Annotated in this window: 13 protein-coding genes; 10 read left to right on the top strand and 3 right to left on the bottom strand. The window is 47.1% G+C overall.

The window, feature by feature from the left end:
• Positions 1-4 precede the first annotated feature (4 nt).
• Both RIH33_RS06150 and RIH33_RS06145 read right to left on the bottom strand, forming a co-directional pair.
• Positions 5-448, bottom strand: a complete 444-nt coding sequence (locus RIH33_RS06150) for a type I restriction enzyme HsdR N-terminal domain-containing protein (protein ID WP_406654129.1) — start codon at positions 446-448, stop codon at positions 5-7.
• The gene (locus tag RIH33_RS06145; RefSeq protein ID WP_406654128.1) at positions 435-1,730 is read right to left on the bottom strand and encodes an MFS transporter; all 1,296 of its coding nucleotides are present in this window, start codon (positions 1,728-1,730) and stop codon (positions 435-437) included. Before RIH33_RS06145 ends, RIH33_RS06150 begins: the two co-directional genes overlap by 14 nt.
• A 135-nt stretch (positions 1,731-1,865) precedes the next feature.
• On the opposite strand from RIH33_RS06145, the gene RIH33_RS06140 reads away from it, so the two are divergent.
• The 9 genes from RIH33_RS06140 to RIH33_RS06100 all read left to right on the top strand — a co-directional run bounded on the left by RIH33_RS06140 (position 1,866) and on the right by RIH33_RS06100 (position 12,558).
• Positions 1,866-3,194, top strand: a complete 1,329-nt coding sequence (locus tag RIH33_RS06140) for an NAD(P)/FAD-dependent oxidoreductase (RefSeq protein WP_406654126.1) — start codon at positions 1,866-1,868, stop codon at positions 3,192-3,194.
• Positions 3,195-3,198: 4 nt separating this feature from the next.
• Complete coding sequence (locus RIH33_RS06135) at positions 3,199-3,930, top strand: C39 family peptidase (protein ID WP_406654124.1); 732 nt, start codon at positions 3,199-3,201, stop codon at positions 3,928-3,930.
• Positions 3,920-5,368: a RimK family protein gene (locus RIH33_RS06130; RefSeq protein WP_406654122.1), complete on the top strand. Its 1,449-nt coding sequence runs from the start codon at positions 3,920-3,922 to the stop codon at positions 5,366-5,368. The genes RIH33_RS06135 and RIH33_RS06130 overlap by 11 nt, the downstream gene beginning before the upstream one ends.
• 5 nt (positions 5,369-5,373) lie before the next feature.
• Positions 5,374-6,615 carry a glutamate-cysteine ligase family protein gene (locus tag RIH33_RS06125; protein WP_406654120.1) on the top strand — a complete coding sequence of 414 codons (1,242 nt, stop codon included), beginning with the start codon at positions 5,374-5,376 and terminating at the stop codon, positions 6,613-6,615.
• Positions 6,612-7,343 (top strand): N-formylglutamate amidohydrolase, encoded by a 732-nt coding sequence (locus RIH33_RS06120; RefSeq protein ID WP_406654118.1) that lies wholly within the window; start codon positions 6,612-6,614, stop codon positions 7,341-7,343. The genes RIH33_RS06125 and RIH33_RS06120 overlap by 4 nt, the downstream gene beginning before the upstream one ends.
• Positions 7,344-7,377: 34 nt before the next feature.
• Positions 7,378-8,307 (top strand): succinylglutamate desuccinylase/aspartoacylase family protein, encoded by a 930-nt coding sequence (locus RIH33_RS06115; RefSeq protein ID WP_406654116.1) that lies wholly within the window; start codon positions 7,378-7,380, stop codon positions 8,305-8,307.
• Between the two features lie 130 nt (positions 8,308-8,437).
• Positions 8,438-10,075 (top strand): alpha-glucan family phosphorylase, encoded by a 1,638-nt coding sequence (gene glgP / locus RIH33_RS06110; protein WP_406654114.1) that lies wholly within the window; start codon positions 8,438-8,440, stop codon positions 10,073-10,075.
• 96 nt (positions 10,076-10,171) lie between these two features.
• Positions 10,172-12,025, top strand: coding sequence for an ATP-binding protein (locus RIH33_RS06105; protein WP_406654112.1), 1,854 nt, complete (start codon positions 10,172-10,174; stop codon positions 12,023-12,025).
• A gap of 92 nt (positions 12,026-12,117) precedes the next feature.
• Positions 12,118-12,558, top strand: a complete 441-nt coding sequence (locus RIH33_RS06100) for a hypothetical protein (protein ID WP_406654110.1) — start codon at positions 12,118-12,120, stop codon at positions 12,556-12,558.
• Here the strand turns inward: RIH33_RS06100 and RIH33_RS06095 are convergent.
• Positions 12,555-13,382, bottom strand: a complete 828-nt coding sequence (locus RIH33_RS06095; protein ID WP_406654108.1) for an alpha/beta hydrolase — start codon at positions 13,380-13,382, stop codon at positions 12,555-12,557. The two genes, RIH33_RS06100 and RIH33_RS06095, sit on opposite strands and share 4 nt — an antisense overlap.
• 59 nt (positions 13,383-13,441) lie before the next feature.
• Between RIH33_RS06095 and RIH33_RS06090 the strand changes: the two genes are divergently transcribed.
• Positions 13,442-15,715, top strand: coding sequence for a patatin-like phospholipase family protein (locus RIH33_RS06090; protein WP_406654106.1), 2,274 nt, complete (start codon positions 13,442-13,444; stop codon positions 15,713-15,715).

Genomic DNA, 15,715 nt, shown 5'->3' with positions numbered 1-15,715 from the left:
ATGCTCAATGGAATTTTGGAAATTCCTTGAGTTGGGTGTATTGATTCAGGTCACTGCTATACTCCCAGATAAAGTGCAGGAGGCCATTCGTGATAGCCACATAGCGGGCCTTTAATTCCTTATTGTATACACTGATCTGATTCAGGGTCTTTCGGTCTATTTTCACATCGGCAGCTTTACACTCTACCAATAAAAAATTACCGCCTTCCCTATCGCAAAGAACGATATCACTTCGCTTGGCCGATTTGAAATAAGCAAGACCTGTTTCCACTTTGATCAGTGACTTTGGGTAGGCCAGATGATTCACCATGAGGTGAATAAAATGCTGTCTCACCCATTCTTCGGGGGTGAGTACCAGATATTTTTTTCGGACAATGTCGAAAATAAACTGATTGCCCTCCTCGCTTTTTAACTTGAAGTCACTGGATGGTAGATTAAGTTTTTGCATGTTGGTTTTTGGGCATTTTCACAAAGATCAAAAGCAAAAAACCGATGACAAAATAAGAAGCCAGGGCAAGTGTACTGTTTCTCATGCTTCCCGTGATCTGCTCGATAAATCCATAGCTAAAGGTGCCAAGTACTACACTGATGTGAAAAGTTACGTCGAAGAAAGAGAAATAGGAAGCATGGTCCATGGTGTCCACAGGGATCAGTTTGGAAAACGTGGCCCTCGAAAGAGCCTGAATTCCTCCCATCACCAGGCCTACCAGGACGGCAACGATATAAAATTCATTGACCGAGGTGATGGTGTATGCAAACACACAAATGCCCACCCAGATAAAAATCATCAGACTTAGTGAGAAAATGTTCCCTCTCCAGTCGGAGATTCGGGCAAAGAGTGTAGCACCCCCGATGGCCACGAATTGAATGATCAGTATTACTGGAATGAGCTCCCCAGACCCCAGCTTGAGTTCCTTAGTGCCGAAAAGTGTGGCCAGTAGCATGATGGTTTGCACCCCCATATTGAAGAAAAAGAAGGCGAGCAGGTATTTCTTGATATTGGGCTGATGTTTCAGTGCCAAAAAGACCTTTTTTAACTCCAGATAGCCATTGAGGAGGATTCTGCCGGTGGGTTTTCGGTTGAAGACATTGGACGGGAGATGCCTGAGTGGAATCTGTGCAAAGCCAATCCACCACAGCCCTACTAGTAAAAAAACGGTACGGGTGGCGTCACCTTTATCGGCAAAACCAAATGATTCATAAAATGTGATTAGAACAAGGCTAAGAATAAGCATCAGCGCACTGCCTGCATATCCAAAGGAATAGCCCCGGGCACTGATTCGGTCAGTCATGCTGGCTGGCGCAATTTCAGGTAGATAGGCATCGTAAAACACCAGTCCGGAGCTATAACCCAGGCTGGCTAAGAGTACACAGATAATGCCCCACTCCAGTGTGTCGGAGGTAAAAAAGAACATGCCCATACAGGCGATGGCACCTAGTGTGGTGAATATCCGTAGATACTTCTTCTTCTCGCCGGTATAGTCGGCTATGCCAGAAAGTAGCGGGAGGATAAGTGCCGACAAAAGGTAAGAAAGAGAAAGTGCATAGCTGTAAAGGACAGAGTTGATCATCTCAAATCCAAAGAAGCTCACCTTGTCAGAATTGGCTTCATTGGCGGTCACCGCTGTGTAGTAAATCGGGAAAATAGAGGTGTTGATCACCAGGTTGTATACAGAGTTGGCCCAGTCGTACATACACCAGGAATTCACTACTTTTTTACTGCTTTCCATGTCTGAAAATTATTTTAAAAATATCGCCATTCCGGGTGTCCATTCTTCTATGAATCTCGTTGTAATTTTGCGTGTTTATATAATGGCAAGGTTAATAAGATTTAACCTGATCTGATTAATAAAACAAAAGGCAAAGTGGAAGAATTGACTGAAGCACCCGTACAAAGGAGGAATAAAATCACTGAAAGAATACCCTGGACCGGGATGACCCGCGTGGTGATTATTGGAGGCGGTTTTGCGGGCATCGAGTTAGTACGGAAACTCAGCAAACAAAAAGTGCAGATAGTGATGGTGGATAAACACAACCATCACACTTTTATTCCATTGCTCTATCAGGTGGCCACTGCGGGGCTCAGCCCGGGGGACATATCCAGCCCCCTCAGAGAGTTTCTTCAGGATCATAAAAATTTCCATTTCCGGATGGCCAAGGTTACTCAAATCCACGCGGATGAAAAGAAGATAGAGACCAATCTTGGTTTTTTGAAATATGACATTCTGGTGATCGCCTCCGGTGCCACTACCAACTTCTTTGGCAACAAACAACTGGAAAAAAATGCTTTCAAACTCCGCGAGATGAGCGATGCCATTGAGTTGAGAACAAAACTCATTGCCAACTTTGAGGAGGCACTCCAACTGGACGAAGCAGAGGATGAGGCTTTGGAAAAGTTCATGAACATCGTCATAGTAGGCGCGGGGCCTACCGGGGTGGAGCTGGCCGGGGCCATAGGGGAGCTACAGAAGCACGTGCTGCCTAAGGACTATCCGGAGATTGATTTTACAAAATTGAAAATCCACCTCATAGAAGGGGCGGACAGGGTGCTGCCACCCATGTCTGATAAGTCCGGACAAAAGGCTGCTAAATACCTTACTCATTTCGGGGTAAACGTGCAGTATGGAAAGCTTGTGGAGAAGTATGATGGTGAAACGGCCTATCTCAATGATGGCACCAGCATCAAGACCAACTGTTTAATTTGGGCAGCGGGAGTAAAAGGCAATACCATCCCCGGACTGAGGGAAGGAGCTGTGGAGAGAGGGCGTATTTTGGTGGATAAATTCAACCTGGTGAAGGGACATGAGTTCATTTATGCGGTGGGAGATGTAGCCATGCAGGTGGATGAGGAGTATCCCAAAGGGCTGCCTCAATTGGCCCCCGTGGCCATCCAGCAGGCTGACCTTTTGGGCGAAAACCTGAAGCGGTTGTTCAGCAAAGAACCCATGAAGCCATTTAAATATGTGGACAAAGGAACGATGGCGACGGTGGGACGAAACAGAGCCGTGGTGGATGCCCCCCTGAATATTACTTTTGGAGGCTTTTTTGGTTGGTTTGTCTGGATGTTTGTACACCTGTTCTCCATTATTGGGTTAAGAAGAAAATTTTTGGTTTTCTTAAATTGGGTATGGAATTATTTTACCTACAATCGAGGAAACCGGTTGATTATCAATAAGGATTTAGAAGACGTTTAAAGCGTTGATCAAAAACCCCGAATTGGATGCCAGGACTTTAAGTTTGGACATCCACGCACAGCCCAACGACGAAACATGTGGGCCAACCTGCCTTCAGGCAGTTTATCAGTATTTTAATGACCCAATGCCGCTGGAAAAGGTTATTTCAGAGGTGAAAACCCTGAAGAGCGGAGGCACTTTGGGCGTGATGCTGGGGAATCACGCACTGGCCAGAGGCTATCAAGCCACACTGTACACCTACAACCTCCACATGTTTGACCCTACCTGGTTTAGTCAGGGGGTGGATCTCCGCGCCAAATTGGAAGAGCAGAAGATTTATAAAACCGCCAAGCGATTTCATGTGGCTGCCAATGCATACCTCAAGTTTTTGAGCCTTGGTGGGGAAATCAAATTCGAGGAGTTAAACACCAAGCTCATCAAGAAGGTTTTGAATGAAAACAAGCCCATACTGACCGGGCTGAGTGCTACCTATCTCTACAACTGTTCCAGAGAGATCGGGGCCATCAATGAATACCATGACATAAAAGGGGAGCCAACGGGGCATTTTGTAGTGGTGTATGGCTACGATCCTGTGAACAGGGTGGCACAGATAGCCGATCCGCTGGAAGCCAACCCCATTAGCGACACTCAACATTATCGTGTATCCCTTCAGCGGCTGATTAACTCCATTTTATTGGGAATAGTCACCTATGATGCTAACTTATTGATTTTATCCCCAAAGCACAATGGCTTATAAACTGATAGTAACAGAGCGACAGGACGAGTGGAAGGACCTGCCGGATGATGTAGAATTGATTTCACCAAGTGATTACTTTTCCAACGAGACTTACCAGAAGTCCCGAAAGTATAAAGTCGTCAATCTTTGCAAAAGTTACCAGTATCAGAGTGTAGGGTATTATGTGTCCCTGCTGGCGGAGGCCCGTGGGCATAAAGTTATGCCTCAGATCACCACCCTTCAGGATTTTCGCTTTCCGGCATTGGTGAGAGAAGATGCTGAGGACTTTGATGATATCATACAGCAAAGCCTCAAAAAGCAAGCAGGTGATAAGCTGGACCTCATCATTTGTTTGGGACAGGTATATCAGCCACAGTTTACCAGGATCAGCACCTTGTTGTTCAACCTGTTTCAGGTACCTATCCTCAAGGCATGCTTTGCCAAAAAGGACAAATGGATGCTCACTCAGCTGAAACCATTGAACCTGAGTGAACTACCCGAAGATCAAAAAGGGCTCTTGCGTACAGCACTGGATGAATATCTCCAGGGCAAAAACAAATTGAACAAGCAATACAGTCGTAAGAAATACGATCTGGCGATTTTGATCAACCCTGAGGAAGAGACTCCACCGTCCAATAAGAAGGCCATTCAGAACTTTGTGAAAGCGGGGGAAAAGGTGGGTTTCAATGTGGACCTTATTACCAGGAATGACTTTGCCAAGCTCATTCAGTACGATGCATTGTTCATTCGCGAAACCACCAATGTCAACCATCATACCTTCAAGTTTGCCAAAAAAGCAGCATCAGAAGGGCTGGTGGTGATGGATGACCCGGAATCAATCCTGCGCTGTACCAATAAGGTGTATCTCAGTGAGTTGCTCAGAGCCCACAGTATCCCCACTCCGGCTTATTACATCATCAAGAAGGATAAGATGAGCCAGATCAATGCCTCAAGTTTCGAATATCCGATCATCCTGAAGCAGCCCGATGGTTCCTTTTCTAAAGGGGTGAAAAAAGCAAAAAATGAAGCTGAGCTGATCAAGGTGCTGAAAGATTTCTTTCAAACCTCTGAACTGGTCATTGGACAGGAGTTTATACCAACAGATTTTGATTGGCGGGTGGGTGTACTCAACAAAAAGCCCCTGTATGTGTGTAGGTATTACATGGCCGCCGATCACTGGCAGATAGTGAACTGGAAAGGCTCGGGTACCCCGGATGAAGGGGATGCAGATACCATTGCTGTGGAGGATGCACCGAAAGCTCTAATAGATCTGGCTGTAAAAGCTACTTCCCTTATCGGCAATGGGCTCTATGGAGTGGACATCAAACAAAGAGGCAAGAAATTTTATATTATAGAAATCAATGATAACCCCAACCTGGATGAAGGAGTGGAAGATGCTGTGCTTAAGCACCAACTCTACCAAACGATCATGCAGGAATTTATGAACCGATTGGTTTAAGAACCATGGAAAAAACATCCCGCCTCCACTTGTTCGAGGGCTACGGCGTAGAACTCGAATACATGATCACCGATCAATCTTCACTTGATGTCAGGCCGATAGCAGATGTGCTGCTTCGCAATGCCGAGGGTGAAGTAGAAGGAGAAATGGATCAGGGACTCACGGCATGGAGTAATGAGCTGGTGAGCCACGTAATCGAATTGAAGTCTAATGGCCCCACAGGAGACCTTGTAGCGCTGAGAGATAAGTTTGTGCTGGACGTGAGGGCAATTAATGGCCAACTGGCCACCAGCGGAGCTATGCTCATGTCCTCTGCCGCCCATCCATGGATGAATCCCGCCAAGGAGACCAGGCTATGGGAGCATGAAAGTCAGGAGATTTACCAGGCTTATGACCGCATTTTTAGCTGCAGAGGGCATGGTTGGTCTAACCTTCAAAGCACCCACATCAACCTGCCTTTTTACGATGATGAGGAGTTTGCCAGGCTGCACACCGCCATCAGGTTTATGATGCCCATGATCCCGGCTCTGACGGCTGCCAGCCCGGTTTTGGACAGAAAGTTTACCGGATACATGGACAAGCGACTGTACTACTACGAAAAGAATCAGTCCAAGATTCCCGTGCTTACCGGGAAGGTGATCCCTGAAAAATTATTCAGCAAATATGCCTATCAAAAGCATGTTTATGATCGGATTGCAGCAGCGATCAAGCCGTTTGATACAGATAACATTTTAAAGCCGGTATGGCTGAATTCACGGGGTGCCATGGCCAGGTTTGACAGGGGCGCCATTGAGATCAGAATTATCGACATTCAGGAGTGTGTGAGTGCAGACCTGGCCATCGTGGCTTTGGTGACTGGCCTGGTAAAGCTTTTGGTCAAAGAAAAACTGGTGCGCTTTGATGTGCAGGAAACATTTGAAACGGAGGACCTGTATGACGTATTCAAAGGCTGTGTAAAGTCGGGAAGCGTGGCACTCATAGAGGACCCGGCCTACTTCAGTGCCTGGGGATATGATCAGCCGGTCACAGGTAGACAGTTTTGGGCGGATGCCATACAGAAAGTGGGGCAGGCCCTGCCCGAGTATATGAAGCCCTGGATGGAAACCCTGGAACAGCTGAATGCGCAGGGGACACTTGCAGAGAGAATCGTTGCCACCCTCAATGGAGATTTCTCAGATGAGAGGCTAAAGGAAACCTACGCGAAACTGGCACAGTGCCTCCACCAGGATCAGCTTTTCATTCCATGAAAAAGGTGGCAGCTCTGATTACTTGTGAACACGCAAGTAATCAGATCCCTTCCCAGTATCAGGGCATATTCTCCGACGCACACAGTGACCTTCAGACCCATCTTGGCTGGGATCCAGGAGCCCTGAACCTGGCCCGGATTATTTCAGGTGAGTTAAAGACTCCACTGATAACCTATGATTATTCGCGGTTACTCATTGAGGTCAATAGATCACTTGACCACCCTCAGTTATTCTCCAGGTATTCGACAAGATTGTCTGAAGAGGATAAAGAAAAGCTGAAACACACGTTTTACCAGCCTTACAGAGATGGGGTGGAGGCCCAAATCGGTGAACTTATCGATGAAGGTCATCAGGTGGTGCACCTTTCCGTACACACCTTTACTCCTGTTTTTTTTGGTCAAAAAAGGGAAGTGGAAATCGGTTTCTTATTCGATACGGCACGAGTTGCAGAAGCTGATTTTTGCCTGACATGGCATGAGGGATTAAGCAGGATAAGGCCATCGCTGGTCATTAGAAACAATGAGCCCTATGCCGGAGCAGATGACGGATTTACCACTTATTTGCGCACCCGGTTTTCTGGAGCGTACTATTTGGGCCTTGAGCTTGAGGTGAGTCAGAAGTTTGACGGCCAATGGCATGAAGGACTCGGAACTGATATTGCAGAGAGTTTTCACAAAGCGCTTGCCGTATGGAGTTCGGATTTGGACATGGATCAAAAGAATTTGTAACTTCAGTTCGTTTTATCAGCCAAACAAATAACATATGCGCATAGCCGGGGTGGATATTCCTGTAGGGAAGACCAAAAAGATCGATGTTAACATTGCCAAACTTCCATCCGGTACACTCATTGATATCCCGATTATTGTCTATCGGGCACCCAAAGAAGGCCCCACATTGATGCTGCTGGCGGGTATGCATGGTGATGAGATCAATGGCGTGGAGATCATGCGGCGGATCATCCGTGAGAAGCTTTACAAAGTGGATGCCGGTACGGTGATTTGCATTCCCATCATCAATATTTATGGGTTTATCAATTTTTCCAGGGATGTGCCCGATGGTAAGGACATCAACAGGTCGTTTCCAGGCTCCAAAACGGGCTCCCTGGCCAGTCAGGTGGCGCACTTCATGATGGAGGAAATCATCCCTCACATAGATTATGGAGTGGATTTCCATACAGGCGGCGCTCGTATCAATAACTCACCTCAGATCAGGGTGCAGACAGACGATGCACAGAACCTTGAGCTTGCTCAGGCCTTTGGCACCAGGTTCATCCTGAACTCTCCTTATCGCGAGAAATCCCTCAGAAAGGAAGCTTTTAAGCATGGCAAGAGAATATTGGTTTATGAGGGTGGTGAGTCACTTCGTTTGAGAAAGAGTGCCATCGATGAGGGCATCACCGGGATGCAGCGGGTGATGAAACACCTGAAAATGAAGGATTCGGCACCCAAGCCAGAGCGGGAAACCATCCTGATCAATAAGTCCACCTGGGTTCGTGCCAAATCGGCGGGTTTGCACTACTCGTTTGTGCGGAACGGGTCTAAAATAATCCCCAAGGAAATACTGGGTGAAGTATGCGATCCATACGGTACGTACCAGATAAACATTAAGTCCCCACTGGAAGGATACATCATTGCTGTGAATAATCACCCTGTGATCAATAGGGGCGATGCCCTGTTTCACGTGGGGAATTGATCTCTGATGGGAAGCACTTCTGCATCGGGCAATGATTGAAAACGTTTGTATAAAAAATGTATTCCTTTTTATATCTGACTTGTGCTTTAAAATCTTATTTTCGAGCCCTTTAGCATAAGATTTTAGACAAATGACTCAATATAACAAGTGGTTTCATCCGTATAAACCGGACAAGAAGTACAGCAAAAAAGTAGCCTATTTCAGCATGGAATTTGCCATTGATCAGGCCTTGAAAATCTACTCAGGAGGCCTTGGGTTTTTGGCAGGTTCACATATGCGCAGTGCGTATGAGCTTCGCCAAAATATGATTGGGATCGGCATGCTCTGGAAATACGGGTATTATGATCAGAGCCGTGGAGAAGACGGTTCGCTGGAAGTGAAATCCATAGAGAAATATTATCCTTACCTGGAAGATACCGGTATTCAGGTGAAAATTCAGGTGTTGGATAACGCCAACGTGCATGTGAGGGCCTATGTATTGAAACCAGAGACATTCGGCACTGTACCAATGTATTTTCTCAGCACGGACGTACCGGAGAATGACCACCTTTCCCGTACCATCACTGACAGGCTTTACGACGCTAACGACCTGACCAGGATATCTCAGAGCATTGTTTTGGGAATAGGCGGCGCAAAGGTAGTAGAGCAACTCGGCGGTGCTGATATCTATCATTTGAATGAAGGGCACGGCCTTCCGGCGTTCTATTACCTCAAGGACAAAGGCTATACCCGGGAACATTTTGCATTTACCACCCACACTCCGGAGAAGGCAGGAAACGAGGAGCGCAGCGGTGACTTCCTGAATAAAATGGGCTTTTTCGGCAGACACCTTTCGGCTGAGGAGCTGGATACTCAAACCGTGAATGACGGAATGCTCAGCTACACCGTGGCGGCCCTGAGGTTGGCCAATCGATCCAATGCCGTTTCTAAACTGCATGCCAGGGTGTCGCAGGATATGTGGAATGGTTATGAAGGCATCAGTGAGATTATCCCGATCACCAATGCTCAGAATCAAAAATACTGGCAGGATGAGGCGCTGGCAGCAGCGGCCGAAAGCGGTGATCAGGTTGCCTTTATCAATCGAAAAAAAGCCCTAAAGGCTCAGCTTTTCAAGGAGGTGGCTGATCAGACAGGTAAGTTGTTTGATCCAGAGGTGCTCACCATCGTGTGGGCGCGCAGGTTCGCCGGGTACAAGCGTGCTGATTTGCTGCTGAGTGATGAGGCCCGATTTGAAAAAATGCTCAGCAATACCAAGAAGCCTGTTCAGGTGATATGGGCCGGCAAGCCTTACCCAAAGGATCAGGACGCCATAGATACCTTTAATAAGCTCCATTTTTTCAGTAAGTACCGCAGCAACGTAGCGGTGCTCGTTGGGTATGAGCTGGAGCTCTCCCGGCTTCTGAAACTTGGCTCGGATGTGTGGCTGAACAATCCGAGAGTGACCAGGGAAGCTTCTGGTACCAGCGGCATGACTGCAGCCATGAATGGGTCAGTAAATTTGTCTACTTATGATGGTTGGATTCCTGAGTTTGCCAAAGATGGGAAGAACAGTTTTGTGATACCGCCAGCTGACCTTAAACTGGATATGGATGGGCAGGACCAGCAGGACTACGAAAGCCTTTACCATATTTTGGAGAGTAAGGTGATCCCTACCTACTATGGAAAACCGAATAATTGGCATGACATTGTGGTGAATGGAATGAAGGATGTATTGCCGGAATTTGGCAGTAACCGCATGGCCGCTCAGTACTTCAAAGAGCTTTACTAATCAGGGATAAGTCCCTTTTAGACGAAATAGATTTCTCTGAGACGGTTTTTTCACTTATTTTCAAGTGAAATGAGTCCCGCACGGAAACTAAATTTGGTGATCTGCATAATAGGTGGAGTCCTTATGGTCACTCTTCCGTCGTTTGCAGTTTGGCTGGCATCCATTGTCCGGCGCTCTGGCGGGGCAGGTATTTCAGGTGAACTTTACCTCTATAGGAATGCGTTGTTTGGGGCGTCAGTTATAGCCGTGGGGTTGTTGCTGGTTCTTTATTGGCATTTCCAAAAATTGCTTTCGGAGTACCTTCAGGAGAAAAGAAAAGTTGAAGAAAAGCTGGAGACCTATTCGGCTCGTCTCACTTCTTACATTGAAAGTCCTGAGTATGTGAGCATTTTTTCCCTGGATCGGGATATGTGCTATACCGGGTTCAACTCCCTGCATCAGAAGGAGATGCGGCTGTATTTTCATGCCCATGCTGAAGAGGGCGCTTATATCGTGGATCTTCTACCCGAGGAGATCAGGGAGCGTACAGTTAGAAATTTTAAGAGAGCACTGAACGGGGAACACTTTTCCGTGACCAGTCTGTACAACCACCGGTACTACACTCAGATTTTCAACCCTGTATATGATGATCAGGATAAAGTGGTGGGACTCACCAGCAATGTTTTTGATGTCACGGATCGCATTCAGGCGGAGCAGGAACTGGAAAATTATAAAGACCAGCTGGAGGAGCTCGTAAGGCAGCGAACTGCTCAGCTGGAGGAACAATCAGAATTTTTTCAGAAGATCATTGATAATTTGCCTAACCTCATTTTTGTCAGGGATGCCCAAAGTAAATACGTCCTGGTGAATCAGGCCATGGCTGATTCTTTCGGGCTGAAAATAAATGAGTTTATAGGGCGAACCATTGCCGAAACCCATCAGAATGCAGCAGATGCTGAAAAATTTGCAGCGGAGGATGTCGAAATTCTGGCGAATAATAAAACTGTGGAGGAGGAGTCACTGCACAGGTATCCGGACGGTTCTGAAAAATGGCTTTTTCTCAACAAGCGCAGGATGCAGATAGGTACTGAACGGTTCCTATTGGGTGTGCACAATGACATCACCAATCTGAAGCAGACCGAGTTTAAACTTCTGGAAGCCAACCATGAGCTGCAGCAGACCCTCAATCGCCTGCGAACTACCCAAATGCGACTGATAGAATCAGAAAAAATGGCTTCACTTGGCCAGCTAACTGCCGGCCTTGCTCACGAGATCAACAATCCCATCAACTATGTGGCGGGTAATATTGGCCCCATCAGAAGAGACCTGGGGGAGTTGAGAGAATTCCTTACCAGCCTGAATAACAACCACCATGATCAAAGCCAGGCTCTTCAAACGCAGAATTTCGATATGCTTTTTGAGGAGTTGGATTCTTTATTGGATGGAGTGAATGAAGGAGCGGACAGGGTGAAGACCCTTATGAACGACCTCAATACCTTTTCGCTGCCGGAAGGTGCCAAAAAGGTATATTGTGATGCCAATGATTCACTCAAATCCACCATCAACCTTATTCGCCATCACCTCAAGGATAGAATTCGCCTGGAGCTGGACTTTGGTGAGTTACCTGATATTCTGTGTAATCCCCAGCAACTGAGCCAGGTGTTTTTAAACATCCTGAACAATGCCATTCAGGCCATAGAGCATGAAGGAGTGATCACGGTGAAGACCAGAAGGAAAGATGAGTATGTGATCATAGAGATGTCAGATACTGGTCACGGAATCTCCAAAGACCATATCAACAAGATTTTTGATCCCTTCTTCACTACCAAGGAAGTAGGTGAAGGCACCGGGCTGGGCTTATCTATTTCCTACCGGATCATCGAAGAACACAAGGGGAAAATAGAGGTGTACAGTGCCCCGGGGAAAGGGGCCAGGTTCAGAATATTCCTCCCGCTCGGTTCGGATTCATAAATTCCCATCCATTCGTGGTTTTTACCTGTTCATTGTTGGGCATTAGGATGTCTTTGACGGAATTCTAACTTTGGTTTGGATATTATCTGCTAATGGAACAAAATCTCGCCTCGAAGCTCTCGGGAAAATACCTCGGAAACATGGTCTATTCTGCCTCACGGAAGGTAGTGAGGACTCATGTAGAGGTGGTGAGATTGAACCACATCATCGTGAAGGTGCTTTTCAGCCTGGAGGGTCAGGAGTTCGTCTTTCGCGCCATGCTTTCAGAACAGGAGGAAGGTCTTTTGATGATCATACAGGATCGCGTGACCAAAGATCATATCCTGTCTGGTGTGAGCGGTTTTCTGTATCAGAAACCAAATGTACACGGGGGGTATATTCACAAACTCAACTCTTTTTACTTTCACATCCGTGTCAAGGGATTTGAGGGGGACTTTACAGAGGTCTACTTTATGGGTAAAGAGGAGCTTGAATATCAGCTTTTGGATCAGAAGCGCTCTCAGGATATTTTGAAAGCCAGTTCAGTATCCTAGGCTTCCGCCAAAATCCACTCAGCTACTCGTTGCATCACTGTTTCTTTGCCCAGGTCCTGAAAGGGTTCATGTAATACATTTTCCAATTTTACCCACTCCAGCAGCTCATTTTGCTCTGCGTAACTTTCTGAGGCTTTCCAGCTTACAATGGGGTCTGCGTTGCCATGAATCACCAGCCCTTTGATTTTAACCTCCGGCGCCCGCTGAAGTGCCTCTTCGCCTGCGGCAGAAGCCGAGGTAAATAATCCTGCGGAGATTACCCGGTGCACCATCGGGTCAGTGTTATAAGCTTCTACTACTGCGGGATCCTTGCTCAGGTCAGCTGCATTCAGGTCATTGGGCTGTGTAAGCGCGGGGAAGATTCCAGACACTAACTTACCCAATGCCACTTTCCATTTTGGAGGCTCGAATGCCAGGCGAAACCAGGGGCTCGTGAGCACAAACCCTGACAGTTCGGTGGTGTTCATCTTGAGTGCATAGTTGGCCACCAGATTACCCCCCATACTCTGGCCCAGCAAGTACATGGGAAGCTCGGTGTACTCTGCCCGGGCGGTTTTCAGGAGTTCTTCGATATCGCTGAGGAGGAGGGGGTAGCTTCGGGCATGCCCCCGCTTGCCCTGTGAAAGTCCGTGGCCACGGAGGTCCATGGCAAATACGGTAATCCCTTGTGAATTGAGGAAAGCAGCCAATTCCCTGTGTCGGTTACTATGCTCACCCAGGCCATGAATAATGCAGAGCATTTTTCTGGGATGCTCACAATCCCAGTGGCGATAATAAAGTCTAAGGCCGTCCTGGCTTAAAAAATATTCGGTTTCGCTATCCATTCTCAATCTTTGAAGCCGAATTTATATAAATTATCTGGATCAAATAGGGTGCCCCGATTATGCGAGAAAAGTTTAACTCATTCATCTATTCCTTTCCTGTACAATTAGTTTTTCATCACATCAGGAGAAATCTCGCCCTGGTGATACTCTGGATCCTCTTTATCGCTACGCTGGGAGGAGGTATTGGCAAGATCTATGGCATCCATTATTTGTATCTCGATCCCGAATACATGAATAAGGTGGGGTTTTGGAGCTTCTTCCTCGTGGGCCTGGCCTTTGGTAATTTCACCATGGCTTACCACATCACCTGCTATATCCTAGACAGCCATCGGTTCACCTTTGTGGGAATACTTGAGCGCCCTTTTGCCAAGTTTTCAGTGAATAACAGCTTGATTCCCCTCGTAGCATTTGTGGTTTATGTCATTTTGATTGTCCGGTTTCAGGTGAACAATGAGTTTGCCGGAGCCACCAATGTCATAATGGACCTCCTGGGTTTGCTACTGGGGATAGTCAGCATGCTTTCAGTCTTTTTTATTTACTTCAGGTTTACCAATAAGGACATTTTCAAGTACCTGGCCGGGTCCGTGGACAAGCGGCTGAGGAAGGCCAAAATCAGTCGCGAGCGGATGATGAATAAGCTCACCGAAACCAGAGAGCGAAGGTATACGGTGCATTCATACCTGGATTTGAAGCTGAGGGTCATGAACTGTAAGAATTTGCAGGATTTCTACGACAAGGAAGCCGTGTTGAAGGTTTTTGATCAGAATCACTTCAATTCTGTGGTGATCGAACTTGCGGTGATTTTTCTGATTCTATTCCTGGGCACCTTTATGGACAACCCTTATTTTCAGATTCCGGCGGCAGCCAGCTCACTTTTGCTTTTTTCTTTTTTAGTGATGCTTATTGGGGCATTTTCTTACTGGCTACGTGGCTGGGGGCTCGCTTTCGTTTTTGGGCTGTTTCTGGTAGTGAATGTGCTGGTGCGGTGGGGAGTTATTAAGGGCGAATACCAGGCGCGCGGACTGACCTATGACACACCCAAGGTCTCTTACTCACTCAGTAAACTGAATGCGATGAACAGTCAGGAGGTGTTCACTGCCGATAGCCTTCGGATGATAGAGGTCCTGGAGAACTGGAAGGCGAAGCAGGACAGTGCCCAGCCACATATGGTGTTTCTGTGTGTGAGTGGTGGTGGTCAGCGGGCGGCTTTGTGGGCTGTGAATGCCCTGCAGAAGATCGACAGCACCATAGGAAGTCCCATCATGGACAAAACGGCATTGATTACAGGAGCCTCAGGCGGCATGATTGGTGCGGCGTATTATCGAGAGCTGGAGCTGATGCGCAAGCGAAAAAAGGCAACCCCACCTGAGTCTGAACAGCTGGCCAGAATGGGCCGTGACAACCTGAATGCCATTATTTTTTCACTGCTGGTGAATGATGCTTTTTTCAGGGTGAGGTCTTACGAGTACGCCGGAAAAAAATACATCAAGGATCGGGGATTGGTTTTTGAGGAGAACCTCAATAGTAATTTGGGTAGGGTCTTTGATAAAAGGCTGATCGACTATGAGGGGCCGGAGGCTGAGGGGCTGATACCACTGATGCTGATGTCGCCGGTCATAGCCAATGACGGCCGGAAGCTCTACATTTCTCCCCATTCCGTCTCCTTTATGAACATCAACAATGAAGAGCTCCGGGAGGGTGACTATAAGATCAGAGGGGTAGATTTCAATCAGCTTTTTAATGGTCATGGTGCCAATGATCTAAGCTTTCTCACAGCCCTCAGGATGTCTGCTTCCTTTCCCTATATCACACCTACTGTGTCACTTCCCAGTCATCCGCCGATAGAGATCATGGATGCGGGTATTTCGGATAATTTTGGTGTGGGGGATGCCTCGCGGTTTATCTATGTTTTCAGAAGATGGCTGGAGGAAAACACCAGTGGGATTACTTTGCTCATCATTCGGGATACCCGAAAAAATGCACCCATTGAGCCCAGAACCAATTCATCGCTCGTGGATAAGCTCACTTACCCCATTGCCAGTGTTTACAACAATCTTGGCAACATTCAGGACATCAACAATGAATCGAAAATAGAAGGGTTGAGGACCTGGCTGCACCTGCCGGTGAATGTGGTGGAGATTGAGTACAATACTTACACGAATATCAGTGAGCAATACCTGGTGACCTCCAAGGAGCTGGAGCGGAAGCAACTGGAAAGGGCCTCACTCAGCTGGCATTTGACCACCAGGGAGAAGCAAAACATCATTCAAAACATCGAGCTGCCCAATAATCAAAAAGCGCTACAAAAGCTCCGGGAAATACTCAGTGAATAA

The sequence above is a fragment of the Marinoscillum sp. genome (assembly GCF_040222955.1).
Lineage (GTDB): Bacteria > Bacteroidota > Bacteroidia > Cytophagales > Cyclobacteriaceae > Marinoscillum.
This window is presented reverse-complemented; position numbering and strand designations above follow the sequence as displayed.

Bases quoted from the DNA above. Each gene is read 5' to 3' on its own strand.
- RIH33_RS06150 (WP_406654129.1), bottom strand. From the start codon at position 448: ATGCAAAAACTTAATCTACCATCCAGTGACTTCAAGTTAAAAAGCGAG.
- RIH33_RS06145 (WP_406654128.1), bottom strand. From the start codon at position 1,730: ATGGAAAGCAGTAAAAAAGTAGTGAATTCCTGGTGTATGTACGACTGG.
- RIH33_RS06130 (WP_406654122.1), top strand. From the start codon at position 3,920: ATGGCTTATAAACTGATAGTAACAGAGCGACAGGACGAGTGGAAGGAC.
- RIH33_RS06125 (WP_406654120.1), top strand. From the start codon at position 5,374: ATGGAAAAAACATCCCGCCTCCACTTGTTCGAGGGCTACGGCGTAGAA.
- RIH33_RS06120 (WP_406654118.1), top strand. From the start codon at position 6,612: ATGAAAAAGGTGGCAGCTCTGATTACTTGTGAACACGCAAGTAATCAG.
- RIH33_RS06115 (WP_406654116.1), top strand. From the start codon at position 7,378: ATGCGCATAGCCGGGGTGGATATTCCTGTAGGGAAGACCAAAAAGATC.
- glgP (WP_406654114.1), top strand. From the start codon at position 8,438: ATGACTCAATATAACAAGTGGTTTCATCCGTATAAACCGGACAAGAAG.
- RIH33_RS06100 (WP_406654110.1), top strand. From the start codon at position 12,118: ATGGAACAAAATCTCGCCTCGAAGCTCTCGGGAAAATACCTCGGAAAC.
- RIH33_RS06095 (WP_406654108.1), bottom strand. From the start codon at position 13,382: ATGGATAGCGAAACCGAATATTTTTTAAGCCAGGACGGCCTTAGACTT.
- RIH33_RS06090 (WP_406654106.1), top strand. From the start codon at position 13,442: ATGCGAGAAAAGTTTAACTCATTCATCTATTCCTTTCCTGTACAATTA.